At 36.5% G+C, this 25,074-nt stretch carries 21 protein-coding genes; 5 read left to right on the top strand and 16 right to left on the bottom strand.

The features are described from left to right. Positions 1–17: 17 nt before the first annotated feature. The 13 genes from F3G75_RS02485 to F3G75_RS09270 all read right to left on the bottom strand — a co-directional run bounded on the left by F3G75_RS02485 (position 18) and on the right by F3G75_RS09270 (position 14,438). A complete protein-coding gene (locus F3G75_RS02485; RefSeq protein ID WP_149716425.1) occupies positions 18–2,216 on the bottom strand; it encodes a polyribonucleotide nucleotidyltransferase in 2,199 nt (732 codons plus the stop codon). After that, complete coding sequence (locus tag F3G75_RS02480) at positions 2,206–2,904, bottom strand: sodium:proton antiporter (protein WP_103588369.1); 699 nt, start codon at positions 2,902–2,904, stop codon at positions 2,206–2,208. Before F3G75_RS02480 ends, F3G75_RS02485 begins: the two co-directional genes overlap by 11 nt. After that, a complete protein-coding gene (locus F3G75_RS02475; protein ID WP_149716424.1) occupies positions 2,905–5,064 on the bottom strand; it encodes an LPS-assembly protein LptD in 2,160 nt (719 codons plus the stop codon). Further along, entirely contained in the window at positions 5,057–5,506 is a 450-nt protein-coding gene (locus F3G75_RS02470; protein WP_149716423.1) for an RDD family protein, read from the bottom strand. Before F3G75_RS02470 ends, F3G75_RS02475 begins: the two co-directional genes overlap by 8 nt. Beyond that, positions 5,503–6,747, bottom strand: coding sequence for a phosphoribosylamine--glycine ligase (gene purD / locus F3G75_RS02465; RefSeq protein WP_149716422.1), 1,245 nt, complete (start codon positions 6,745–6,747; stop codon positions 5,503–5,505). Before purD ends, F3G75_RS02470 begins: the two co-directional genes overlap by 4 nt. Before the next feature lie 232 nt (positions 6,748–6,979). Further along, entirely contained in the window at positions 6,980–7,618 is a 639-nt protein-coding gene (locus tag F3G75_RS02460; RefSeq protein WP_149716421.1) for a uroporphyrinogen-III synthase, read from the bottom strand. After that, complete coding sequence (locus tag F3G75_RS02455) at positions 7,611–8,771, bottom strand: multidrug effflux MFS transporter (protein ID WP_149716420.1); 1,161 nt, start codon at positions 8,769–8,771, stop codon at positions 7,611–7,613. Before F3G75_RS02455 ends, F3G75_RS02460 begins: the two co-directional genes overlap by 8 nt. Positions 8,772–8,884: 113 nt before the next feature. Beyond that, positions 8,885–9,529, bottom strand: coding sequence for a cupin domain-containing protein (locus tag F3G75_RS02450; RefSeq protein WP_149716419.1), 645 nt, complete (start codon positions 9,527–9,529; stop codon positions 8,885–8,887). A gap of 554 nt (positions 9,530–10,083) precedes the next feature. Next, the gene (locus F3G75_RS02440) at positions 10,084–10,452 is read right to left on the bottom strand and encodes a TIGR02328 family protein (RefSeq protein ID WP_072595107.1); all 369 of its coding nucleotides are present in this window, start codon (positions 10,450–10,452) and stop codon (positions 10,084–10,086) included. Further along, positions 10,436–10,840, bottom strand: coding sequence for a YbgA family protein (locus F3G75_RS02435; protein ID WP_149716418.1), 405 nt, complete (start codon positions 10,838–10,840; stop codon positions 10,436–10,438). The genes F3G75_RS02440 and F3G75_RS02435 overlap by 17 nt, the downstream gene beginning before the upstream one ends. Before the next feature lie 383 nt (positions 10,841–11,223). Then, positions 11,224–12,756 (bottom strand): glutamine-hydrolyzing GMP synthase, encoded by a 1,533-nt coding sequence (gene guaA / locus F3G75_RS02430; protein ID WP_149716417.1) that lies wholly within the window; start codon positions 12,754–12,756, stop codon positions 11,224–11,226. 10 nt (positions 12,757–12,766) lie between these two features. After that, a complete protein-coding gene (gene nhaD / locus F3G75_RS02425) occupies positions 12,767–14,155 on the bottom strand; it encodes a sodium:proton antiporter NhaD (RefSeq protein ID WP_149716416.1) in 1,389 nt (462 codons plus the stop codon). Between the two features lie 115 nt (positions 14,156–14,270). Next, positions 14,271–14,438: a hypothetical protein gene (locus tag F3G75_RS09270; RefSeq protein WP_021091736.1), complete on the bottom strand. Its 168-nt coding sequence runs from the start codon at positions 14,436–14,438 to the stop codon at positions 14,271–14,273. A gap of 9 nt (positions 14,439–14,447) precedes the next feature. On the opposite strand from F3G75_RS09270, the gene F3G75_RS02420 reads away from it, so the two are divergent. The 4 genes from F3G75_RS02420 to F3G75_RS02405 are packed head-to-tail and all read left to right on the top strand — an operon-like array spanning position 14,448 to position 20,341. Further along, positions 14,448–14,918 carry a hypothetical protein gene (locus F3G75_RS02420; RefSeq protein WP_223154426.1) on the top strand — a complete coding sequence of 157 codons (471 nt, stop codon included), beginning with the start codon at positions 14,448–14,450 and terminating at the stop codon, positions 14,916–14,918. Next, complete coding sequence (gene uvrC / locus F3G75_RS02415; RefSeq protein ID WP_149716414.1) at positions 14,912–16,729, top strand: excinuclease ABC subunit UvrC; 1,818 nt, start codon at positions 14,912–14,914, stop codon at positions 16,727–16,729. Before F3G75_RS02420 ends, uvrC begins: the two co-directional genes overlap by 7 nt. Beyond that, a complete protein-coding gene (locus tag F3G75_RS02410) occupies positions 16,726–17,481 on the top strand; it encodes a hypothetical protein (protein WP_149716413.1) in 756 nt (251 codons plus the stop codon). Before uvrC ends, F3G75_RS02410 begins: the two co-directional genes overlap by 4 nt. Then, positions 17,471–20,341 (top strand): response regulator, encoded by a 2,871-nt coding sequence (locus F3G75_RS02405; RefSeq protein WP_149716412.1) that lies wholly within the window; start codon positions 17,471–17,473, stop codon positions 20,339–20,341. Before F3G75_RS02410 ends, F3G75_RS02405 begins: the two co-directional genes overlap by 11 nt. On the opposite strand, the gene F3G75_RS02400 is transcribed toward F3G75_RS02405, so the two are convergent. Continuing rightward, complete coding sequence (locus F3G75_RS02400) at positions 20,338–21,609, bottom strand: anthranilate synthase component I family protein (RefSeq protein WP_149716411.1); 1,272 nt, start codon at positions 21,607–21,609, stop codon at positions 20,338–20,340. The genes F3G75_RS02405 and F3G75_RS02400 overlap by 4 nt on opposite strands. Before the next feature lie 152 nt (positions 21,610–21,761). Here F3G75_RS02400 and F3G75_RS02395 point away from each other — a divergent pair, with 152 nt between their 5' ends. Further along, the gene (locus tag F3G75_RS02395) at positions 21,762–22,502 is read left to right on the top strand and encodes a sulfite exporter TauE/SafE family protein (protein WP_103560421.1); all 741 of its coding nucleotides are present in this window, start codon (positions 21,762–21,764) and stop codon (positions 22,500–22,502) included. A gap of 30 nt (positions 22,503–22,532) precedes the next feature. Here the strand turns inward: F3G75_RS02395 and F3G75_RS02390 are convergent, their stop codons facing one another. Beyond that, the gene (locus tag F3G75_RS02390) at positions 22,533–23,993 is read right to left on the bottom strand and encodes a methyltransferase regulatory domain-containing protein (protein ID WP_149716410.1); all 1,461 of its coding nucleotides are present in this window, start codon (positions 23,991–23,993) and stop codon (positions 22,533–22,535) included. Then, positions 23,993–25,072, bottom strand: coding sequence for a phosphoserine transaminase (serC, locus tag F3G75_RS02385; protein WP_149716409.1), 1,080 nt, complete (start codon positions 25,070–25,072; stop codon positions 23,993–23,995). Before serC ends, F3G75_RS02390 begins: the two co-directional genes overlap by 1 nt. Between the last annotated feature and the right edge of the window lie 2 nt (positions 25,073–25,074).

The following is a 25,074-nucleotide window of genomic DNA, read 5'->3' as shown; positions in this document are numbered from 1 at the left end:
CATCTGTCCTTTAAAATTTATTCGACTAAAGAGAGCGAAATTTTATTTCCTTTTTGCTCGCTCACACATACTTTGACCTGATCACCTACGTTTAATGGAGTTTTTATCTTTGAGATGTGAAGCAAGCCATCAATGCCATCTTTTAGCTCGATAAATACACCAAAATCAACAACACTCTTTACAGTTCCCAAAAACTCATCACCGATATTAAAATTTGGTTTTGAACGCTCTTTGTCGTGTTTGAATGGCTTTTTGCCAAATGAACGTCCATTGTCTTTTGAAGTGATAGAGATGATGTAGTCCTTTGCGGCATCGACATTTTTCTTTGCTCCACCAGCGATTTTTACCTCGCCTTTTTCTCTATCAAGATCGATTGAAACTTCAAATTTTTCAATGATCTCTTTTATGGTTTTTCCAGCTTGTCCGATGATGTCTACGATCTTGCTTGGATCAACACTAAATAGCTCAAGCTTTGGAAGCACATCTTCATTTATTTTTATATTTTTATCCGCTTCTGTCATCAAAGATAAGATATGCTCTCTACCACGTTTTGCTTGATAAAGCGCCTCTTTTAGCACTTCTAAACTAATGCCACCAAGCTTAATATCCATCTGAAGTGCCGTGATACCATCGCTTGTGCCTGCTACTTTAAAGTCCATATCGCCGTCATGATCTTCAAGTCCCATGATATCTGTTAGAACTGCGTGTTTATCGCCTTCAAATATTAATCCCATAGCGACACCTGCGACAAGTTTTAAAGTATTTACGCCAGCTGCTCTAAGTGCGAGCGAGCCACCGCAAACGCTAGCCATCGAGCTTGAGCCGTTGCTCTCTAAAATTTCTGAAACGACTCTTATTGTGTATGGCGAAGCTAGATCGATACTTGGTGCAAGGGCACGTTTGGCTAAATTTCCATGTCCAAGCTCACGTCTACCAGGAGCTTTTAGTGGGCTTGCCTCACCTACGCTAAAGCCTGGAAAGTTGTAGTTAAACATAAATTTCTCTACAAAAGGTACTTTTTCAGTGAGGATGTCATACATTTGAGCGTCACTGTCAGTGCCAAGAGTAGTGACAACTAGGGCTTGCGTCTGTCCTCTTGTAAAGAGGCATGAGCCATGTGCATTTGGAAGCACATTTGTTTCGATACTAATAGGCCTAACCTCTTCAAGACCACGTCCATCAGCCCTTACGCCCTCGTTTATGATCTGCTCTCTTACGATTTTCTTTTTATATTTGCCAAGGACATTTGTGATGACAGTCTCGTCCCAGCCCTCTTTTTGAGCGACCTCATCGCTTGAAATTTGTTTCGCAATCTTACTAAGTTCGCTCGCTCGCTCGCTTTTTGCCATTTGGTTGATCGCATTTTTGACTTCAGCTTTATAAAATTTATCGATATAAATAGCGATATTTTCATTTTCTATTTCAGGTTTTAACTCAAGCGCAGCATCCTCTTTTTTATGCTCTTTGAAAGCTTCTTCGTAAGCACTGCTAGCTCTTAGTATCGCCTTACCAGCAAAATCAATCGCCTCAACCATCATATCTTCGCTAAATTCATTCATCAGCTGTTTTTGAGCCATGCTGTCACTTAAGCTCGGATCTATCATCGGCTCAATCGCAACCATCGGGATAAGCTGCGTAGTTTGTTGAGGTAAGCTTCTCATCTCGATCATCAAAAGCTCATCTTTTGTGCCAGCTACATAAAGATCGATCGCACTTTGTTTTAGCTCAGAGTTGCTTGGATTGATCACAAATTTTTCATCTATATAGCCAACTCTAACACCACAAACTGGGCGATTTACAGGGATGTCGCTAAGATATAGTGCAACTGAGGCTGCATTTAGGCTTACAACTTGCAAATCAACCTCAGGATCAGCTGAAAGCACCATTACAACGATTTGAGTTGGATATGCGTAACCTTTTGGAAATAGTGGTCTAAGAGATCTATCGATGATGCGAGCTGTTAGCGTTTCAAAGTCGCCTGGCTTTGTCTCACGCTTAACGTAACCACCAGGAATTTTACCAGCAGCGTAAGCTTTTTCGATGTACTGCACCGTTAGAGGTAAAAAATCCTCCTCAACTTGCGTGTCCTCTCTTGCAACAGTTGCTAAAACGACGGTATTTTTCACCCTTAAAAGTACCGATCCACTAGCTTGTTTTGCTACTTTATTAAGGTCAAAAATTTCAACCTGATTATTGACTTCTATACTATATTGCATTATTTTTATCTCCTTGTTGTTTTTGTAACGGTAAATAATAAGGGCTCTCTTCTAATATTGACATGATACGCTCACTCGTAGCTTCGATCTTTTTCTCGTAATACGAATCCACATCGATAAAATCAACGATCTTATTTATCGTGTAAATTTCATCAACCATATCATTTAAATTTGTAAAGACATCAGTAGCAATAACTGGCGTTGCGTATGAGATGGATTTTACCTTCACATCAAGCAACGTCTTTATACAAATGAGTGCCGTCATACCAGTCTCGCACCCCTCATCGATTAGTAAAATATTTTTATCTTTTAGCTCTCCTATCAAATTTCCTTTTCGGTATTTATAAACGTTTTTTAAAATTTTTTCTTCATATTTTCTATGTGCTTCGCCGTAAATATAGTCATAGCTTATACCAAAGGCTTTTATAAGTTTATCATTTAATACTATATCTTCTGTCTCGCTAACTATTGCAACGTCGCATTCGCTATTATTTGGCGCAGGTATTGGCTCGCTAAAGAGCATCTCGTAGCTTAAATTTAAACTTCTACAAACCGCATCTGTGAGTATAACTGACTCAAGCGACATACAAACAACTATCGTCTTTTTATCTACGAGCTCTTTTTTTGGCAAAATTTCAATTAGCTTGCTAGCTGCTTCTAATTGATCCTTAAATTTAGCCGTTATCATTTAGTTGGCACTCGATTTTGTACTGCTTTGCGAAAAGTCATAGTGCAAACCGCCCATTGGATAGAAATTTATCGTGAAATAGATACCATTTTTTCTAGTTGAAGCCGAGCCATTTATTGTTGTTGTTGGCTCGACATCTTGTTGATAAATTATCCCGTAATTCCAGCATTTTCTTTGATGAAGCACTCCAACTCTCCAGCTTTTTGTGTAGCCTCGCTCGATATCATATTGCCAGCCGCCAATAAGACTATACTGATGAGGTAATTTTACTCCAAGACCACTTGTAAAATAGCTATCTTTTGTCGCACTATTTTTTATTTTGCTATCATTTTTATTCATGGTGTGAAGCATATTTAGCCAGAATAGATCATTTGTGTATGAAAATCCGCTTTGTACCTTTTTAAGCTCTTTGCTCTTGTGTGAATATTCAAGCTTATTATAAATGCTTAAATTTTCAAATGGATATAGATAGATAGCATTTTTTAAATTCGAATATTCATCTTCTTTTGTGTAATATCCTTGAGAAATACTATGCTTTACAATCTTTCTACCATTAGAGTCAAATAAATACTGAGTCAGATAACCAGAAATTTCTTCCTTACTCTGCTCTTGAGCCAAGAAATTTTCATACTCATTTAGATTTTTATCATAGATAAACTCATCATCTAAATTCCCTTTTCTATACCCCGGCAGCAAATACTCAGCTCCAAAATTTAGAGTGTGATAAAAGCTTTCATACGCTTTTGCAAGGTCAGTGTGAAGAGTAAATTTATGGTAATTATTTACAAAATTTGTATGCTTATCTTCTCTTTTATCATCAAATGAATTTATCTTATTCTCGTAATTTATTCTTGAAGCGTATAGATACTCGTAAAATGAAAATGTTAAGCTATCATCAAGCAGTGGCACATGCACTGAAGCTGGGAGCGTAAATTCATACTGAGTTGCTCTAACGCCTATCTTTCTATCATATCTATGTGACTGAAGATCGAGTGAATATAAGATATTTGGCAAGATTATATCATCTGTAAATTTATGATACTGAAGCGATGGAAGCTCTTGAAGCGTGTCTTTGTTCTCATTTTTTGAGCCAATCTTTTCAGTGTCTATGTAGTATTTTGCATAAGCACCAAAATAATGATCGTCATTTGCGATGAAGTAGTTAAATTTAGAAGTTACAAGCGAATCATAATCATCATCCCTGCCCTTTAAATTTAAATAATCTATATCATTTAGCTTCGTCGCATCTATCCAAATTCCCTCTTGCAAATCCGCTTCACTAAGGTATCTTATAAGCTTATCTCTTTCGTATTTTAATCCAATACCTTTATGTGTTTTATTTTTTAGTTCGGCCTTATTTGAAGTCTCTCCTTTTTGCTTGGCTTGGTAGCTGTTTTTATCAGCAAATGAACCAAAGCTGATTTCGCCCCTTGAATCAGGCGACTCAGTAAATCTAAACGCACCATAAATTCCAGCACCTCTATTTGTTCTGATCTGCGGATCAAGCTCGAAGTCCCACTCATTATAAGGTGCAAAATAAATCGGCTGTTTGTAATAAAAACCTTCAGATTTTCCGTATCCAAGCTCAGGCGGCAAAAGGCCTGTTCTTCTTGTGGTATCTGTTGAAAAACCAAAATATGGCAAATAAAAAACTGGCACATTGGCTATACGAAAGACTGGGTTAAAAAGATGTAAAAATTTGCTTTGTTTATTTAGCATAGCTGAGCTTGAAGTGATACTCCAGTCAGGATCTTGGACATTACAGCTTGAAACCATCGCTTTTTTTACTCTATAGTACTCACTGTCAGAGCTGCTCTCATCGCTTCTCATCCACACTTCCATGTCTTTATTCATCATAAAAAGCGATTCAAAAGCAGTGTCATTATTTTTTAAATTTAGCTTTGCATAGTTTGAGCGAGAGACTTCGCTCTTGCCCTTCATCATATTGACATTTCCAAAAAGCTCGATAATCGAATTATTTTGATCATAAACTGCACAATCAGCTGTTACAAGATAATCTTGTGAATACACAACAACATTTTTATTGGCCGTTACGATGCCTTTATCTTGCTTTACATCATCAGCCAAAAGCTGCACATCTTGCACAGCTGCACTTAGATTTAAAATACATACCGGAACTAAAAATAAAATTTTACGCATTTATCACCACTGTTTTTGCTATTTTGTCTTGCCAAGTCTGCCTAGCTGGATTTGCAAATGCCCATGCAAAACCAAGATAAAAACAAGCTTCACTAACCAACCTAAAAATCGCTCTTACCAAGCTTGAAATAAAATTTGGCCTGTCTAGAATTTCTACATTAATGCACATCGTCTTTGTTAGCATTTGCCCAAGACTCGCACCATAATACCAAACAAAAAATGCATGATAAATAATCTTTAGTGCGACTATTTGCCAAAAGAAATTTAAAGTCAAATTTCTGGCTTCATCATAGCTCATAACCGACAAAAAAGTATCCCAGTAAATGATCAAAAACAAAAAAGAAACGATACATTCATCAATTGAATAGGCTAGCACTCTTTTTGAAAATGGCGCTAGCGAAATTTCTTCTTTTTCAAGTTTTTCAACTATCTGCATACTCATTTTAATGCCTGCCAGGCAATATCTTTTCTATAATGTGCTCCGTCAAATTTTACATTTTCGCAAAGCTCATAAGCTCTATCACGTGCCTCTTTTATGCTCTTCGCAGTAGCCACGCAGACTAGTACTCTGCCACCATCTGCATAAATTTCTCCGCCTTGCTCGCTAACACCAGCATAAGCGATGTGGGCATCTTTTACATCATTTAAAACTGAAATTTTAGCTTTTAGACTACTTTTATACGGATAGTCCTTACTAGCCATCACAACGCCAACTGCAAATTCATCTTTTAAGCTAATAGGCTTTAGCTCGCCCTTTGCAGCATTTAGTAAAATTTCACTTAGATTTCCGTCAATTAATGGCATCAAGACCTCGCACTCAGGATCGCCAAATCTTACGTTAAACTCAAGCACATAAGGCTCATTTTTCACGATCATTAGCCCCACAAAAAGCACTCCACAAAACGGACTGCCCTCGTTTTTCATCCCTTTTAAAGTTGGCTTTACAACCTCTTCTTCGACCCTTTTTATCAGCTCTTTTGAAGCAAGCGGACTTGGAGCATAAGCGCCCATGCCGCCAGTATTTGGACCTTCGTCATTATCAAGTAATCGTTTGTGGTCTTGTGCCACTGGCAAGCTTACAAAATTTTCGCCGTCACAAATAGCAAAAAAGCTAAGTTCAAAGCCATTTAAAAACTCTTCAACCACCACAAATTTACCAGCCTCACCAAAGCTAGCTCCGCTTAGCATGTCACTAACTGCCTCTTTGGCCTCCTCTTTAGAATTTGCGATTATAACGCCTTTTCCGGCACAAAGACCATCGGCCTTTACGACCATCGGTGCGCTTAAGGTATCAATAAATTTAAATGCCTTTTCTTTATCATCTGTATTTAAATATCTTGCGGTTTTTATGTTATTTCTAGCTAAAAAATCCTTCATATACGCCTTACTAGCCTCGAGTCTAGCAGCAGCCTTGCTTGGTCCAAATATAAGCAAGCCCTCTTTTTTAAAGATATCCACTACACCTTCACTAAGCGGTGCTTCAGGGCCCACGATAGTTAAGGTAATATCATTTTGTCTAGCAAATTTTGCAAGCTCATAAAAGTCTTTTATATTTAAATTCTCGCCGAGGCGTGAGGTCGCACCATTTCCCGGTGCAAAGTATAAATTTATATTTTTTTCGTTTTTTAGCTTTAGAGCAATGGCGTATTCGCGGCCGCCACTTCCTATTATGAGAATATTCATTTCATCTCCGTAAATTTAAAAACCCGAGTGGGCGTCGCATAGAAGAGTGGCCCATAAACAAAGCCAATCTTGCAAATAGATGGATACCAAACGGTTGCAACTTCTCGCCTTTTCAGACTCAAACGAAGCCACATCACAAGGCATCCATACCTTTTCGCTAACAAAAAAGTGTTGGACCCCGTAAAATGCTGACTCGCTTCACTCAGGCAATAAAATTATATAAATTCTTTGCTTAAAGTAATGTTTTGGCAAGCGCGATACAGGCGTTTATATCTTGACTTTGGCTCACTATTGGCTCGGTAAATTTTAGCTCTTTTGCAGTGACCTTTCCAATGCTTATCACTTGGTAACTCTCATCCCAACCAAAATTATTAAGAAAATTTTTGACATTTAGCGGAGAAGCGAAGATCAAGATACTATTTTTTGGTGGTTTTAGCTCCATTTTGCAAGGATTTAAGATATTTTCATAGGCGATGACTGCTTTTATATTTACGCCGCCATCTTGCAAAATTTCTAAGAAATTTGAAGCACTATCTTTACCCTTTAGATAAAGAACCTTTTTACCTTTTAAAAGTGGCAAAATTTCTCTTGCAAAGTCATCTCCGTGAGCGTTCTTTCCGGTATAAATTTCACTAAATCCAAACTCTCTTGCGGCTGCCGCACAACTATTTGCGATGGCAAAGACTGGCAAATTTATAGCTTTTATATTGTTAAATTTTAATGCATTAAAAGCATTTTTAGAAGTGGCTACCAGCACATCATAGTCACTTAAATTTAGTTCAAATTTTAAAAACTCGATCTTGCTAACGCTTAAATTTACAACGCTCTCATCAGTCGTTTTTGTATTTGAAATAAGATAAATTTTACGCACCTCTTTTTAACCTAAAAAATGATATCAAAGCAAGTAATGTGCAAGCTAAAATAACAATAGAAGTCGAATCAAATATATCACCAAGCCCAACTAACGGAGAGACGACGCCGCCTAAGAAAAATGGGCAAAATCCAAGTATCGCTGAGGCTGAGCCTGCGTATTCTCTGCCTTCGTTCATAGCTAGCGATGAAGCAGTTGGCAAGACAAATCCTGTAAAAAGAAGTAATAAGAAAAATGCGATAATGACGCCGATCACTTCAAATTTAAAACAAAGCATGAAAGCAATAAAAATGCTAGCAAACAAGGTGCCAAAAAGCCCAGTTTTGAGTGCTTTTCTCTCATTTAAAAGACTAGCAAGTCTTGCTCCTACAACAAGCCCTAAACCATTTAAAGCAAAACAAAAGCTGTAGCTTACTGGACTTAGAGAATAAAATTCTTGAAAAATAAACGAAGATGACGCTATATAGGCAAACATCGCACCCATTGCAAATGTCTGAATGCTTACGAAAAGCATAAATTTTTTCTTTCTTAAAATTTTACCAAAAACACTATAAGTCACTAGCAAAGGCATTTTTAAGCGATTTGACTGACTTAAGCTCTCTTTGAAATAAAAGTTTGCGATAAAAAGTAAAATACCAATGATAGTAAGTGCCATAAAGATGCCACGCCAGTCAGTAAATTTAAGCAGCAAACTGCCGCCTATTGGTGAAAGTATCGGGGCAAGACCATTTACGACCATCATAAGACTAAAAAATTTAGTCATTTCATGGCCCTTATAAAGGTCACTCACAACGGCTCTTGAGATGACTAAGCTGCCGGCACTTGCAAGCCCTTGAATAATTCTCATAAAGATAAAAAACTGGATATTTTGCGCAAAAAATATAAAAATCGTACTTATCGTATAGATGATAAGCGAGATGGTAAGCGGCGTTTTTCGTCCAAATTTATCACTTATTGGGCCAACTATGAGCTGACCTATGGCTAAGCCTGCCATCGATGTCGTGATCGTTAATTGCGTAGCTGTAACACTTGTTTTAAACCACTCGGTAATAGCCGGAAGTGCTGGCAAGTAAAGATCTGTGACAAATGGTCCAAAGGCTGAAAGCACGCCTAAAAATATCAGTAAAAATAGTTTGGAATTTTCTTTTTTCATAGTTTTTCTTTAAATTTTAAAAGAGATTATATTATGACTTTGCTTTTTGGGTTATTAAGGGTAAATTTAACGTGATTTATAAAATATAAAAGCCCTAAAAATAGGGCTTAGTATTACATTTTGTCTTTAGTGACGATTAAAAGCATTTTAAATTTATCTTTTATCTTTAATCCATGTGGTATTTTACCTGGAAGCACGATGGTATCGCCTTTTTTGATATCAAAATGTTCATCACCAATAGTTAGCTTCATATCGCCATCAAGTGCGATAAGTAGTGCATCACCTGGTGCTGCGTGAGTTGAGAGCTCTTGGTCTGTGTCAAAACTAAGTAATGACATTGAGCCGTTTTCGTTCTTTACGAGCGTTTTGCTAACGATTTTGCCTTTTTCGTATTCGACTGCATCAACTAAGCTAAAAATAGCTGCCTTAGGTAAATGATCTATCATTAAATCCTCCTTAAAATCAATTGAAATATATTTCGTTGGTTCGTTAAAAACTAGCTTGCGCCACACTTTTTTCTCTATCAGACAAGCTTGCTCATTACCTATATGCATCTGCTTTTCACCGTAGTATAGGCTAGCACCGCCTTCTACAACCCATGCGAGGCTGTCACAAAACAACATCTCATGATCTAGCTCCTCGCCCGTATCAAAAGCAAATACATCGACATGAGCATTCTCGCAATCAAAAATTCTCTTGCTAACAACGCTTTTCGCGACGACTTTCGTGTCGGCGTTTAGATTGTAAATTTTACTCATTTTATATCCTTTTTTGCAAAATTATAAAAGGTTAAGAACTAAATTTCATTGACCAATGTTAATAAAAAGATAAAATATATCCTAATTAAAACCAATGCGTATAAAGAAGTTCCATTTACAGAAAATTTCATAAAGGGATTTTTGTGTCTACTCCCACTCAATAATTACCATATCATATTTGTTTCTTTTATTCTATAACGGTATCTTTTTAGTTTCTGTTTTTAATATGCGTAACCCGACTTCCTTGCCATAGTTTTGTAAGCTTCGTTAAGTACTGATCCAACACCCATTTGATGGAATTTCTTTTCTATGCCAATTACAAAAATATCTGTGCAATCTTTGCCGGTTGCATTTATACAACAAAACCAACCAGCTCATCATTTATATGATAAGCGAGAAAAGTCTTTTCTGTGAATCACGAATATATTATTCTGTACTTTTCAGTATTCCAAACCATTCTGAAAGGTCATATAATATTTCTCTTGACACAGCTTGCTTTTCTAATTTATCTTCAACTTCTTTTATTTTTATATCAATTTACTCTTCCACAACTTCTATACTTTTAAATGTATACCTTTGTTTCTTAAATTCTCTATGCAATCAGCTAGATATTCGATATTGTGCTCTTTGTAAATTGGACTGCCTATAATTTCCTCTTTAAGATTATTGTACTTTTCTGCCGTCCTTCCTCTATAATTTTTATCTTTCCATTCCACAGAAACATTATATCCCCTTTTTTCCATCTCCTCCATAACCAATACATGGTAAATAAAAAGATGATACGGGGAATATGTAAACACATAGTCCACAGTTTTATGTTTCTTTTTCCATCCATTGCCCCTCAGAGCACAACATTCCCTATGTTGCCCAAGAAGCTGACTTTTGGGCAATAAGTGGATAAGTTTTTCATGCCATAGTCTCATATTTTTCTCCTGTTAACAAGGTTGATTTTTCTAAATATTCATTAGGGTATTTCTTTAGTAAAGTGTTAATGTATTCAATTACAACCTTCTGACTATTTTCCCCTTCCATATATCCATTTAATATATCAAATAATACCTGTTTTTCAATTGTACTTGCGTCTTTTTTAAAATATCCCCATATATGAAGAATGGCATTACTAAAATCTTTTTTGCTCTCCTTCATATCTCTTGTTTCCTGTATTTTTTCATTTATCCATAAAACATCCAGTTCTTTTTCCCTCAAATACGCCCTTATCTCCAAATATGCTTTATGCGATTTGCTTAGTACAAAATATTTATTTTTTGCCCATAACTCTTCACATTCTATTCTTGTATCTTTGTGTCTCATGTTGACGCTTCTTTCAAAAAATTCAAACCAAAACAAATCCCATACAATGTATCACCATTTAAGCATTTATTAATAGCATCTAAATTTTTGTTTAGGTAAGGTATAAATGAATATCCTGCATTATTAGTATGTTAAAGTGGGCTCAGATACAAATAATTTTTATTACTATAACCTATTCAAATTTATTAACCGCTTTTTCCACAAAAGCCTCCCAGCAAAATAATGGGAGGCTCTCTAAACAATTTATCTAAATTTAAAACTCTCTTTTAAACCTACTTTTTCTCATTTTTAGTATCAAAACAGTATCACTAAGGAGCTTTTTGCTTCAATAAACCGTTGCAATATTGTATTTTCAACGGTTTTACAGCAAAAATATTTTTACTCTATTCCCACTCAATAGTTGCAGGTGGCTTGCTTGAGATATCGTAAACTACGCGGTTTATACCGTTTACCTCGTTTATGATGCGGCGGCTTACGTTTTCTAGCAGATCGTACGGCAGGCGTGAGAAGCTTGCAGTCATGCCATCACTCGCATCGACCACACGTACACAAACAGCGTTTTCATAAGTGCGGTTATCACCCATAACACCAACAGAATTTACATTTAAAAGCACGCAAAATGCCTGCCAAGTTTTGTTGTACCAGCCAGTGCTCTTTAGCTCATCGCGCAAGATCACGTCAGCTTTTCGAAGTAGCTCAAGGCTTGGTTTATTTACTTCACCCATGATGCGGATAGCAAGGCCCGGTCCTGGGAAAGGATGACGGAATACTAGATCACGGCTTAGTCCAAGCTCAAGGCCTAGTTTTCTAACCTCATCTTTAAAAATTTCTCTTAGTGGCTCTATTAGCTCAAATGTCATCCAATCAGGCAAACCGCCAACATTATGGTGGCTCTTTATCGTCTTGCTTGAGCCAACGACTGAGCTTTCGATGATATCAGTATAAAGGGTGCCCTGAGCTAAAAATTTCACATCGCCATGCTTCTTAGCCTCTTGCTCAAAAATTTCTATAAATGTCTCACCTATTATCTTGCGTTTTTTCTCAGGATCAACTACGCCAGCCAAGCGTCCAAGGAAGGTCTCGCTCGCGTCTATGCTAACTAGCTCAACGCCAAGCTTTGTTCTAAATGTAGCCTCAACCTGCTTTCTTTCGTTTGTTCTAAGAAGTCCGTTATCAACAAAGACAAGGATCAAATTTTCAGGCACGGCAGCCGCTAAAAGTGCCGCAGTCACGGAGCTATCCACGCCACCGCTAACTGCACAAAGTACCTTATGAGTGCCTACTATTTTTCTTATCTCTTCTATCTTATTTTTAGCGAAGCTTCCCATGTTCCATGTGCTCTCACAACCGCAGATATATTTAGCGAAATTCTTTAAAATTTGCGTACCGTATTCGCTGTGTTGCACTTCTGCGTGAAACTGGATCGCATAAAATTTTCGTTTATCATCGCCAAAAGCACAATAAGGCGAATTTTCACTAATAGCGATCACTTCAAAGCCCTCTGGCAAGTCCTTTACATAGTCACTATGACTCATCCATACGATTTGTTTTGAAGGTGTATCTTTAAATAGCTCATGCTCTTTAACAATGCTAAGCTCGGCCTTGCCGTACTCTTTTTGATCAGCCGCTAAAACCTCCGCTCCATGCGTGTGAGCAAGTAGCTGCATGCCGTAGCAAACGCCAAGTATAGGGATGTTTAGCTCAAAGACACCACTATCGCAAAAATAAGCATCTTTAGCATAAACACTAGCTGGACCGCCACTTAAAATGATACCTTTTGGCTCTTTCGCCTTTATCTCACTAAGCTTTGCATTAAATGGCAAAATTTCAGTGTAGACGCCCTCTTCTCTTAGCCTTCTAGCTATTAGCTGAGTGTATTGCGAACCAAAATCCAAAACTATAATCGTATTGTTCATTTATAACCTTTTAAAAATAGATATGAAAAATTTCAAACTGCACATACCAAACAATGATTGATACGATATATCCTAGAACCACCATCCAAGCGTATTTCATATGTGCACCAAAGGTATAAATTCCTTTTAATTTACCCATTACTCCAACACCAGCTGCTGAACCAAAGCTGATCATCGAACCACCAATACCAGCAGTTAGTGTCACTAATAGCCACTGACTCATTGCCTCTCCTACATCAGCTCCCATTGCTGGATTTGCTTTCAAAACAGCTGACATAACTGGAACGTTATCAACGATCGCTGAAAGGAAGCCAACGCCAATATTTACAGCAGTTGAGCCAAATTTATCATAAAGTGATACAGCGTAATTTAAAAATCCAGCAAAATGAAGAGCGCCAACTGCAGCTAAAATTCCAAAGAAGAAAAATAGTGTGTTATTTTCGATCTTTGACATATAGTGAAATACATGCATTGGCTCTTCATTTTTGTGAGCTTTTTTGAAATAGTAAGTATAAAGGCTAAGTAGCGAGAAGCCAAACATCATGCCCCACATCGCTGGTAAGTGAAAAAGCTGGTGCATCATAACTGCACAAAAGATAGTAAATGCACCTATAAAGATAACTGCTTTGCCGCCCTTTTTCATAACCACTTTTGGCTCGTTTGCTACGTCAAAATGCGGTGCAGTACTTGGCACCACGCGAGAAAGTAAAAATGCCGTTACAAACCAACCTACGATAGATGCTGGAAAAAGTGCGAAAAAGTCGACAAATGGTGCTTTTCCAGCAGCCCAAGCCATAAGCGTAGTGATATCGCCAAATGGACTCCATGCTCCGCCCGCATTTGCTGCGACAACGATATTTATCGCACCAGCAACTAAGAAATTTGTATTATTTCTATCTATTGTTAGAAGAACGGTTGAAAGAATAAGCGCTGTTGTTAGGTTATCAGCTACTGGGCTTATAAAAAATGCCAAAATACCAGTTAGCCAAAACAGCTTTCTATAAGTAAAGCCTTTTGATACGAGATTATATTTAAGTGCATTAAATACGTCTCTTTCTATAAGTGCTTCGATAAATGTCATCGCCACCATCAAGAAAAATACTATCTGAGCGATCTCTAAAATCAGGTGATTTACTTCATGTTCAAGCAAATGCACATCCATGCCATTTATAAGCATATAAACACCGATAAGTAGGAACATAAATGTACCGATAAAGATAGCAGGTTTTGCTTTGTCGATATGGAAATTTTCTTCTGCTGCTATGAAAAAATATCCAACAATAAAAATTATAAGCGATAAAATTCCTGCCCACGTAGTAGTTAAGTCAATAGCTGCGGTTTCTCCATCAGCACTAAAAGCCATCGCGAAAAACAAGCCTAGAAGTCCAAAAAACCTCATTATACTCTCCTTGTAGAATAAAAAATCTTGGTATATTACTTAAATGAGCCTAAAAATTAGGTTAGTTAAAATTATTAAGCTTACATTACATTTTTATTTAAATACGAAAATTTTACTAGATTTTGTTTATCTTGTCAGTTTTCTTTTCTTTTACGGGAGCATTTCCATAAAATGGATCGTCTTTATAGCCACAACCGCTAAATGCAAAAAGAGTAAAAATTAAAATAAAAGATGATAAGATAAGCCCATGAAAAACGCTAAATTTTTGATAAATACTATTCACGAAAATCCTTTGTATAAAGAAAAATTAAGCATGGCAAATGAGTGCCAACAGCTTTTAGAGCTTATGGGGAAAGCAAAACGGTTTTACATAGCTTTTTGCTACGTTAGAGAAGGTGTTTTGACCTTTGTTCTTACTCATCCCACTGGGCTTTTAGAGCTTAGGCGTGATAGTAGTATAAATGATATAAAAAGGTTATTAAAAACCTTTTGCAAATTTAATAAAAATAGCGTTTTTAACAGCATTCTTACTCCAAAACCTCTTAACGAAATCAACTATACAAAAAACAAAAAAGAAGAAAATATAAGATTTGTCGTGAGCAAATTTTTAAAATTTTTTAATCAAAAAGAGCAAAGTGCCATCTTTTATACGCCAGCTAGCAAAGGCGAGTTTAAAAATTTAGCAAAAGACGAGCAAATACACCAGAAATTTGAAGAGCTAAGAGAAATTTTGCTCAAGAAAAATGAGCAGGCAAGATGCTAATAGACGAGATAAGAACACTTCCAAACGAGCCTGGCGTATACCAGTATTTTGACGCGCAAAATAGACTCTTATACGTTGGCAAGGCCAAAATTTTAAAAAATAGGGTCAAAAGCTACTTTAAATTTACCCCAAGCCTAGCTCCGGCTGAAAAACTAAGCCCAAGAATTTCAAAGATGATAAGCGAAGCTGTGCATCTTGAATACATCGTCACGCCAAGCGAAGCAGACGCTCTAATACTTGAAAATTCTTTCATCAAGCAACTAAAACCAAAATACAACATCTTGCTTCGTGACGATAAGACCTACCCTTATATTTTTATAAATTTAAATGATGATTTTCCAAGATTTGAGATCACTAGAAAGGTGGTAAAAGGCTCGAATATCCGCTATTTTGGGCCATATTTTAGTGGAGCTAGCGAGCTACTTGAGGCGCTTTATCTAAATTTCAACCTCGTTCAGAAAAAGTCCTGCATCAAAGGCAAAAAAGCCTGCCTTTTTTATCAGCTAAAACGCTGCTATGCCCCGTGTGAAGGCAAAATTTCAAAAGAAAACTACGCTAAGATCGTAAACGAGGCTATCGCGGCCTTACAAAATCCAAATTTGCTCATCACTCGCCTTGAAGAGCTCATGCTAAACTACGCCAAGGCTGAAGACTACGAGCAAGCAGCCGCGACTAGAGATAAGATACAAACACTTAAAAATATGCAAACAAAGGTTGAAGTTGATCTTGCTAAACTTGAGGACTTCGAGGCCTACTCGGTCGCTTGCGTGCATGATATGATCTGTGCGGTGAGATTTAGCGTGCAAAGTGGCAAGATAACTGGCGTAAAAACTGACATCACGCAGGCAAAAAACGCTCAAAAAGACGAGATAAACGAAGCTTATAAGCAGGCCATTTTAAAGAGCTTCATAGCTGGACAGCCAATAATTAGCACCAAAATTTATGTGCATGAGAGCTTTGAAGATAGTGAGCTGGTGGAGGAAATTTTAAACGAGAGATTTGGACGTAAATTTAGCATCACATGCCCTAAAATTGGCGATAAACGTAAAATTTGTGAGATCGCTACAAAAAATGCTGAAGTTAGCATCGAAAAATACCTAAAAACGCACGATAACGAGCTACTAAACGAAATAAAAGAGTACTTTGACCTAGCTCACACGCCTTACGTGGTCGAGGCTTACGACAACTCACATCTTTTTGGTGAGGCAAGTGTGGGGGCGATGGTGCGCTATGAACACGGCGAGTGGGCGAAGCAAAACTACCGCCATATGCACCTAAGCTCCAAAAACGACTACGATCAGATGAAAGAGAGTTTGACAGCCAGAGCACTTAGATTTGACAAGCTTAGCCCGCCTGATCTTTGGGTCATTGACGGTGGTGAAGTGCTTTTAAACTTAGCCTGTGAAATTTTAGCAAGCAGTGGCGCAAATGTCGATGTGATCGCTATCTCAAAAGAAAAAATCGATGCCAAAGCTCACCGCGCAAAAGGCGAGGCAAAGGATAAAATTTACACAAAAAATGGCAGTTTTAGCCTAAGTACGAGCGATAAAAAGCTTCAGTTTTTCCAAAAAATGCGTGATGAGAGCCATAGATTTGTCATCAGCTTTCACAGAAAAACAAGGCAGAAAAACGATATGCAAAGATCAATGCTAAGACAAGCTGGCGTATCTGAGGGCAGTATCGCGAAATTAATCAGCTTTTACGGAAGTTTTGATAAAATCAGCGAAGCGAATTTAGACGAAGTGGCAAAAATAACAAATAAAAGCGTAGCAGAAAAGCTTGCAGTACTCAAAGAAGGAAATTTGAAGTGATAATATATGATGAAAATTTAAAAATATCTGCGATAACGCAAGATTCACTTGAGCTATTGGGTTTTGATAGTTTAGATGATTTTTTGTTGCAATACAAAGATATAAGTGAGCTAGTAATAACAAGCCAAGAAAGTACAAACTACAGCTTCTTAGAATTTTTACAAAATACGAAAGATAATAGCGCTAGAGTAAATTTAAAAAGAAAAGATGGTGGTGCTATCTTACTAGAAGCGAGATTGCAAAATGCTATTTTAAAAAATGGCGAAAAATTTTTTATCGTGCTTTTAGAGAAGCAAGACATAATAAACAACCAAAACCTAATAGCAGCAGTAAAAGTAAAACCTACATTAAGACTGCCTGTTTTTAAACTAAACGCATGGTATCTTTTTGACACACAGACACAGTCACTTATCGATGATTCCTGGTTTGAAACATCACTTAAAATACTAAATTTAAGTAAAAAAGATTTTGCATCCTATTTAAATATATTTTTACGCAACGCAAGAGAAATTCTTATCCAGATCCAATCAGCCATAATCGCAAAAGATGAGATAATGCTCAAAAAATACGTAAATGAGATAAGAGAAGCTGCATTAAATTTAAAGCTTAATAACCTTGCAAATGAGCTTAACGCTTTTTTAGATAACAATCAAAATGGAAAGATGAAAGAGATGTCTCTTTTTACCAAAAGACTAATTGAGATAGAAAATATCGTTAAAAAATATAGCAAAAAGAGTATCAATGAAAAATAATAAATTTTATATATTGTTAGCGCCAATAATAATTTCAGCGATCTTTTGTGCATATAGTGGAAATGAAAGCTATAAAAAATTCACAGATCTAAAAGATCTAAATGAAAAACTATATAAACAATCCTTAGTATTTCAAACTATAAAATCCGTAATACAAGAGCACGATACACTAATAGGCAAAAGCCAAGAAGATATAAGAAGGTTGCGGGATAACACTTTAAAAAATACACAAAAATTTATAAATTCTATAAGAAAAGACGATCGCACTGAGATACGAAATATAAATAAATTAAAAGAATTGCTAGCAAATCTAAACCAAAATGATAAATTTGATGAACTATTTTACGAATTTTTCCAAAATATAAATGGAGAAATAGATAGCGATTTTAAACAAGACTTAGACCGAAACTTTCCGCTTATAATAAAAGCTTATGCCGCGACTTTAAGTAAAATTTACAATCAACTCTCTTTAGCAAATAATACCAAATACTACGTAAAAAACATCTTTATAAATGGCCCTTTATTTTCAATAAACAATAATGTGAGAGAAAATATATATTCCGTAAAAGATAGCACGCCAAATCTTGATATGCTTCCAAAAAGTAAGCTAAAAGAGAATATTTACAAAGACTTTAATCAGTTTGAAGCCAACTATCAAGCTAAAAAAATAAGAGAAGCTAAAGCCAAGATCGCATTTTCTGAAAAACTAAATATCGAAGATATTATCTTAATCAAACAGTATGAAGATGATAACTTTATGCTTTTATTAGACAGTGCCATAAACATAAAAAATGAGCTACTAGAACTTACCAAGAGTGAGAAAATAAGCTTTGGTATAAAGACCTTCTTTGAGTTTTTGCTTTGTGGATTGCTCATTTTGTCTTTGCTTGGTATTTCTGCTAGGTTGAAATTTTTAAAGGTGCTTATCGATAAGTCAAAATACATATCAAACTATATCCTATCATCAAAAGAGACAAGTGCAGATAATGCGATATCAAAGCTTATAAAAACTTATGAAGATCTAAAAGAAACCTATGTAAAAGATAGTAGCTTTTTTCAGATAAAAGATAGATATATTTTGTCAGTAAGCAAGAAACTAGAGTCTATTAATAAAGAAATTTTTACATCGACTGCGGCTTTAAAAATAGAAACAAATAATAGCAAAAAGCAAGTATTTATAGACACGATAGAAAAAAATGCAAATATCATGACTTCACTTTATAACAATGCTAAAAATATCTCAAATGTTAAAAAATATAGCGAGTGCAATAAAACTGAGATATTTGATCCTCAAAAAAGCTTTGAAGAAATTTTGCAAGCAAACATCGTCTATTCGCAAAGCAAAAAGATAAATTTTATAAGCTATCTTGATCCAAGCCTTACAAATGAACTAGAAGGAAATCTAAATTCATTAAAAACCGCATTTAACTCTATCTTTTTGGCATCTTTATCAATGTCTTTAAGACATCAAAACATTATCATCGCTATCAAAAAAGTTCAAAAAGAGTTTGATAGAAGCGGACTTTGTTCTGTAAGCTTTAGCATAAAAAATAGCTCAGCTGCCATGAGCGAAAAGCAAATTTCAGATATATTTTCAGATGATGAGAATAGCTTAAATAATGATGAGAGCGAGTTTTATCTAAAAATCGCTCAAATTTATTTAAAAAATTTAGAAAGCAAGCTGGAGATTAATTCGTTTCAAAGTATTGGCAATGAGTTTAAATTTGTAGTCATTTTTAAAACAACATCAAACTATAAAGACTTTGATATAAAATGCAATCATAAATTAGCATTCTTGCAAGATGTAAATATCGCTTACAACGAAGCTTTTGAGCAGACTACAAAAGACCTTGGGCTCAAAGTGGATATGCTAACAAGCACTAGCCCATCTATTACAAAAAATTATGATGCTATATTTTTAAGAAACACCAATAAGCAAGGTCAGGATGTTAAAAATCCGCTCATTTTAAAAGATCCATTAACTCCATTAAGCATCACAAGGCTACTTTGCTTAGGCGAAGCTGATATTATGAATAAAAATTTAAACGATAAACCAAAAATTTTAATCTGCGATACTAATGAAATTTACATAGATATAACAGCAAGTGGTTTTAGTAAATTTAACTGTGAAGTTGTTGGAGTTTGCAATAAAAAAGATCTAAAACAAGCCATAAAGCAAGGCGATTTTGACCTTATCTTTGTTGGCTCGAAATTTTTCGAAGCTGAAAAAAATAGCCTTCAAAAAAATCTTGATCTTATAAAAGCAGCCATACAAAATGCGAAAATTCCAATTATACTAATGCTTTCAAATACTTCAAATATAGATGGAGACAGCGTCAAAGAATACTTCAATGCCTATATAAAAACGCCAATAAATAGCGACGAACTAGCTCAAATTTTTAGAAAATTTTTGCCAAATTTTGGTGAGATTGCAATAGACGAAAGCTATCTAGCAAAAAGCGAAAATATTATTTTATTTAAGAAATCGCCAATGGAAAATAAAATATTTAGCTCAGCTTTAGGAGAATTTTACAACACACTTGAAACCACAAATAGCTTTGATGAGCTACTAACAAAGATAAAGACCAAAACTTACGGCATCGTTCTTGTAGATGAAAATGTAAAAGGCTTCAACTATGAAGAGCTAACAAGAGTTGTTGATAAGATAAGACAAAGCCAAAAGGTTGATACAAGAGTGCTGATATTTGGCGCACAAGAAAGAAGTGAATTTCCTTTTGTAAAAGTGCTAGCTAAAAATATCACAAAAGCAGAGCTTTCAGCTACCGTAAGAGAGCAAATCGATTCTATGGGCACTAGCTATGCTAAAAGCTCTTATGAATTTATTAAGTTTAACGCCTAAAACTCTTTTGCGTTATTTTTAAATACATTTAGCACGCTTGCTCGTTTATGGCAAATTTCGGCGTATTCTCTTTCGCTCTTTGAGTCATAAACTATACCAGCTCCAGCCCCCACAAATACGTCACTAAAGCCATTTTCACTTGGTACAAATATGGCTGATCGAATAAGAATAGCAACCTGAGCATCACCATTAAAATGTAAAAATCCAATGCCGCCGCCATAGATATTTCGCTCAGAAATTTCAAGCTCATTGATTATCTGCATAGCTCTTATTTTTGGGGCTCCGCTTAGTGTGCCAGCCGGAAAAATGCTAGCCAAGACGTCAAAAAGATCAAGCCCTTTAGCGCACTTTCCATAGACATCGCTTACGATATGAATTACTTTTTCATATTTTTGGATATGCATCGCATTTCTTACAGCTACACTTTTTGGTTCCGAAACCCTGCCGATGTCATTTCTGGCAAGATCGATTAGCATCTTGTGCTCAGCCAGCTCCTTTTCGTCACTTAAAAGCTCATTTTCAAGTGCCACATCTGCATTTGCATCACTTCCTCTAGGCCTTGTGCCTGCAATTGGTGCTACAAAAATTTGCTCACTTTTCATCTCAAAAACAAGCTCTGGCGAAGAGCCAACCACATCGCCGTAAGGTGTAGGAAAATGAAACATATATGGGCTTGGATTTGTAAGTGAGAGCTTTTTATAAAATTCCAAACTGCTCATATTCGTTGAAATTTCAAGCAATTCACCAAGCACCACCTGAAAGACATCGCCACTTCTTATATACTCTTTTGATAACTCAACCATATCCTCAAAGTGTTTCTTTTCTTTACCAAGATCAGTTTTTATACTAAATTTACTCTGCTCTTTGCCTTTACATTCAACTTTCGCATCAAGCAAAAAGTCATAATATTTATTCTTATCTCCATAAAATGTATAAATTTTACTCATCTTGTCAAAGTGTAGATAGGCCTTTGCATCGGCATAGATAAATTTTGGAAATTCATACTTTTTAGCTTTCTCTTCTCCGATATATTCAAAATATCTCACGCCATCATAAGCAAAAACACCAAATAGACCTGCAAATGGAGCTAAAGATTTATTACGATTTGTATCAAAATAACTTCTAAGCCCATAAAAATCCATATCCTTTTCATCTATATAATCGCAATCAATGCCTATAATCGTTTGCGTCTTATCCTCGGCTAGGTAGCTATTTTTAAATTTTTCTTTAATCACTTCATAATAAAACAGTGGTTGTTCTAAGAGCATTTTTTTCCTTTAAATTTTTAATGATTATAAAAAAAGTTCGCTTTTAGTTTTTAAAATTTTTATCGAATTTCTAAATTTATGCCCAAATTTCACCTTTTTACTATTTTTTTAACACCGCTTGGCTAAAATTTGGCACTCGTAAAAGGAAATTTATGCTTTTTGTTGAACTTTTTATAATTGGTATCGGTGTTGGATACATCGCTGGCTTTTTTGGCATCGGTGGCGGCACGGTCGTCGTTCCTATAATGGTCGCCTTTGGATATGACATAAAAACCGCTATTGGCATAAGCGTCATGCAGATGATATTTAGTGCGACTTTTGGCTCATATCTAAACTACAAAGCTGGACTTTTAAAACTAAACCGCGGCGTATTTTTAGGTCTTGGAGGATTGGTCGGAGCTAGCTTTAGTGGCATAATCGTATCTCATACACCTGAGCTCTTACTCGAACTGCTCTTGCTTGCAACTTTTATCTTTTCACTCATAAAACTATACTTCACACCAAATAGTGACGGTACAAATGCGAACAACTCAGTGTTTTTGCTATTTCTAGTTGGTTTTTGCATAGGTGCACTTGCCATTAGTATAGGCATAGGCGGTGGGGTTTTTATAGCTCCTATTTTAGTTGGCTTCTTGCGCTATGATATGAAAAAAGCCGTTTCAATGGGCGTATTTTTCGTGATGTTTGCAGCCATTTCAGGCTTTATCTCACTATCTTTAAACGGCCACATCTCTTATTTGGAGGGTACATTCCTAGGACTTGGCTCATTAATAGGGGCCTACTTTGGCACCAAAAAGACACAAGCTATGGATAAAAAAGCACTTAAAAAGTGGTTTTTACTCTTTTACATAGCAATGATAATTCTGATCTTAAAAGATATGATATTTGGCTAAATCAAAAATTTAAGGCTAGGCTAGCTAGTCTTAAATTTCTTCAAAAAAATAGGCTTCGCTTAATTTAAAAGCAAGCTTATCTAGTTCGTCTTTACTTAAATTTACGCTCTTTGCGATATCTTTTAAACTAGCTTTGCCATCAAATTTTAAGGCGATTTTGATCTCTTCATGGCTTAAGCTTAGCTTGCCATTTAGCTCATTTGCCAAAGAGATAACTGGTGAGCTAGCATTTAAAAAATACTTAAGATACGCAGCAGCTCTAGGCTTTAGTTTGGTTTTACTAGGCTCATATGTGAGTGCTTTGAGTTTTGAGGAAGAAATTTTAGTATTTTGATCGTTTAAAATTTCAAGCAGTCCCACAAAAGCTTCATTTGCATTCTCGCCAAGTGCCGCCTTTACTTCACTTAAATTTAAGCTTTGTGGATAGCTTTTGCTTAAAATTTCTTGCGTTTTTGTCCTTGACTGCTCGCTAAAATATGAAAAATAAATTCTATCGAGCTCGCTCTCTCCAAGTACCGCATCAAAGTCCTCAGCACCGCTAAGCCTCTCCTTGTGAGCGATGAGGCTTTTTCTAAATGATCTATTAAATAAAAAATCGTTTAGTTGCTCTTTTTTGATGCGAGAGTTGTAATTTTGCTCGATATGCGCGTCAAAGCGGTAAATTCCAGTTGAGCTTGCAAAGATATCATTTAGCGAAGCGTCTATGACGTAGCAAAGCCCGTGTTTGTCGATATGCTTGGCAAATTTATGAAAGTAAGTTGGCTCATTGCTAGCCTCCAAAAAATCATGCAATATATAATAATCATTGCCCTTTGCGATGATGCTTTGTAAGAAATTTAGCTGTGTTAAAAGAAGCTTCATACTATCTTTGTATACGACATCGCTTTGGCTTTGTAAGCTAAATTTCAAATAATCCTGTAAGAAATTTAACTCGCTTTTTACGCGAGCAAGTGCTTCTTTGCTGTCGTTGCCTGAGCTAACAAAAAGCATAAAATCTCTTAAAATATCAAGGCTCTTCCAGCCAGGATAGGTATTATACGAAACATAAGCGATACCATCCTTGCTAAGTAGTGCCTTAATCGTGGCAAGCAACGCATCTCTTACATTTGGACTCACCCAGCTATAAACGCCGTGGGCAATGATGTAGTCAAATTCCCCAAGCTCTTTTATATCGCTTTCGTTCATGTGCAAAAAATTTCGCTCGAGCAAAGTAAAATTTTCTAAACCTATCTGCTTTGCTACCTTGTTACCTTCAGCCACTTGATGGCTTGAGATGTCGATACCAACGACTTTTGCGTTTTTATGCGAAATGGCAAATGGCAAGATGTTACCGCCATATGATGAGCCAAGCTCAAGCACTCTAGCCTCTTTTAGGCTAGCTGCTTTAAGCCCCAGAAATTTAGCAACCGCTTCTATCCTAACTGGTGAGCAGTCGCTAAATGCGGCTGAGAAGTAAGGAATTTCATCGTAAGCTTTCTTTGTTTTATTCATTAGCTATGTTTTCTTGCAAATTCTCTCATAAACTCGCCAAGTTTTTCAACATCACTTTGGCTAACGGCATTGTAGATAGAAGCTCTTATGCCGCCAAGGTGCCTATGACCTTTTAGCCCTAGCATGCCCTCTTTTAGTGCTTCTTCGACAAAAACTGGCTCAAGCGCGTGATCTTTTGGTATCGTAAAGCTCACGTTCATATCTGACCTGCTTGATTTTTTGGCATGGCCCACGTAAAAGCCATTTGAGCCGTCTATGATGTCATAAAGCGTGCTTGCTTTTTTGGCATTTATCTTCTCAACCTCGGCAAGTCCGCCAAGATCTAGTAGGTGCTCCATGGTTAAATTTAAAAGATAAATTCCAAAAGTTGGTGGTGTGTTGTAAAGCGAGTTTGCCTCTACGTGCGTTTTGTAGCGCAAAAATATAGGGACGTTTTGGCTGCTCACGCGATCAACCAAGTCTTTTCTTAAAATGACGATAGTCACGCCGCTTGGGCCTGCATTTTTCTGAGCGCCACCGTAAAGCAAACCAATACTGCTAAAATCAAGCGGTCTAGCAAAAAAATCGCTCGAAGCATCGACAACAAGGGGCGATTTAGTCTTTGGCATAGCCTTATACTGTGTGCCATAAATCGTATTATTTGAGCAGATGTAGGCGTAGTCGGCATCGTCACTAAATTTCACATCAGGGATGTAAGAGAAATTTTTATCCTCACTACTTGCGACGACATCTACGTTTACGCCAAGCACTTTTGCCTCTTTGATCGCCTTATTTGTCCAAACGCCGGTATTTGCGTACTGGGCCTTGCCACCTTGATATAAATTCATTGGTATCATGCTAAATTGCAAGTGTGCACCGCCTTGAAGAAATAAAATTTCATACTCATTGCCGATATTATAGAGCTTTCTTATCTTCTCCATCGCGCCAAAGTGGATCTCCTCAAAGGTTTTGCTTCTGTGGCTGATCTCCATGATCGAGTAGCCCTCGCCTCTGTAATCGGTAAATTCGGCCTTTGCATGCTCTAAAACGTCTAATGGTATCGCGCTTGGGCCTGCGCTAAAGTTGATTTTTCTACTCATTT

The sequence above is a fragment of the Campylobacter concisus genome (assembly GCF_902460705.1).
GTDB classification, from domain to species: domain Bacteria; phylum Campylobacterota; class Campylobacteria; order Campylobacterales; family Campylobacteraceae; genus Campylobacter_A; species Campylobacter_A concisus_Z.
This window is presented reverse-complemented; position numbering and strand designations above follow the sequence as displayed.

What these genes read in the sequence shown, in the direction of transcription:
- F3G75_RS02485 (WP_149716425.1), bottom strand. Translation starts at nt 2,216, where the DNA reads ATGCAATATAGTATAGAAGTCAATAATCAGGTTGAAATTTTTGACCTT.
- F3G75_RS02480 (WP_103588369.1), bottom strand. Translation starts at nt 2,904, where the DNA reads ATGATAACGGCTAAATTTAAGGATCAATTAGAAGCAGCTAGCAAGCTA.
- F3G75_RS02475 (WP_149716424.1), bottom strand. Translation starts at nt 5,064, where the DNA reads ATGCGTAAAATTTTATTTTTAGTTCCGGTATGTATTTTAAATCTAAGT.
- F3G75_RS02470 (WP_149716423.1), bottom strand. Translation starts at nt 5,506, where the DNA reads ATGAGTATGCAGATAGTTGAAAAACTTGAAAAAGAAGAAATTTCGCTA.
- purD (WP_149716422.1), bottom strand. Translation starts at nt 6,747, where the DNA reads ATGAATATTCTCATAATAGGAAGTGGCGGCCGCGAATACGCCATTGCT.
- F3G75_RS02455 (WP_149716420.1), bottom strand. Translation starts at nt 8,771, where the DNA reads ATGAAAAAAGAAAATTCCAAACTATTTTTACTGATATTTTTAGGCGTG.
- F3G75_RS02450 (WP_149716419.1), bottom strand. Translation starts at nt 9,529, where the DNA reads ATGAGTAAAATTTACAATCTAAACGCCGACACGAAAGTCGTCGCGAAA.
- F3G75_RS02440 (WP_072595107.1), bottom strand. Translation starts at nt 10,452, where the DNA reads ATGAGACTATGGCATGAAAAACTTATCCACTTATTGCCCAAAAGTCAG.
- F3G75_RS02435 (WP_149716418.1), bottom strand. Translation starts at nt 10,840, where the DNA reads ATGAGACACAAAGATACAAGAATAGAATGTGAAGAGTTATGGGCAAAA.
- guaA (WP_149716417.1), bottom strand. Translation starts at nt 12,756, where the DNA reads ATGAACAATACGATTATAGTTTTGGATTTTGGTTCGCAATACACTCAG.
- nhaD (WP_149716416.1), bottom strand. Translation starts at nt 14,155, where the DNA reads ATGAGGTTTTTTGGACTTCTAGGCTTGTTTTTCGCGATGGCTTTTAGT.
- uvrC (WP_149716414.1), top strand. Translation starts at nt 14,912, where the DNA reads ATGCTAATAGACGAGATAAGAACACTTCCAAACGAGCCTGGCGTATAC.
- F3G75_RS02405 (WP_149716412.1), top strand. Translation starts at nt 17,471, where the DNA reads ATGAAAAATAATAAATTTTATATATTGTTAGCGCCAATAATAATTTCA.
- F3G75_RS02400 (WP_149716411.1), bottom strand. Translation starts at nt 21,609, where the DNA reads ATGCTCTTAGAACAACCACTGTTTTATTATGAAGTGATTAAAGAAAAA.
- F3G75_RS02395 (WP_103560421.1), top strand. Translation starts at nt 21,762, where the DNA reads ATGCTTTTTGTTGAACTTTTTATAATTGGTATCGGTGTTGGATACATC.
- F3G75_RS02390 (WP_149716410.1), bottom strand. Translation starts at nt 23,993, where the DNA reads ATGAATAAAACAAAGAAAGCTTACGATGAAATTCCTTACTTCTCAGCC.
- serC (WP_149716409.1), bottom strand. Translation starts at nt 25,072, where the DNA reads ATGAGTAGAAAAATCAACTTTAGCGCAGGCCCAAGCGCGATACCATTA.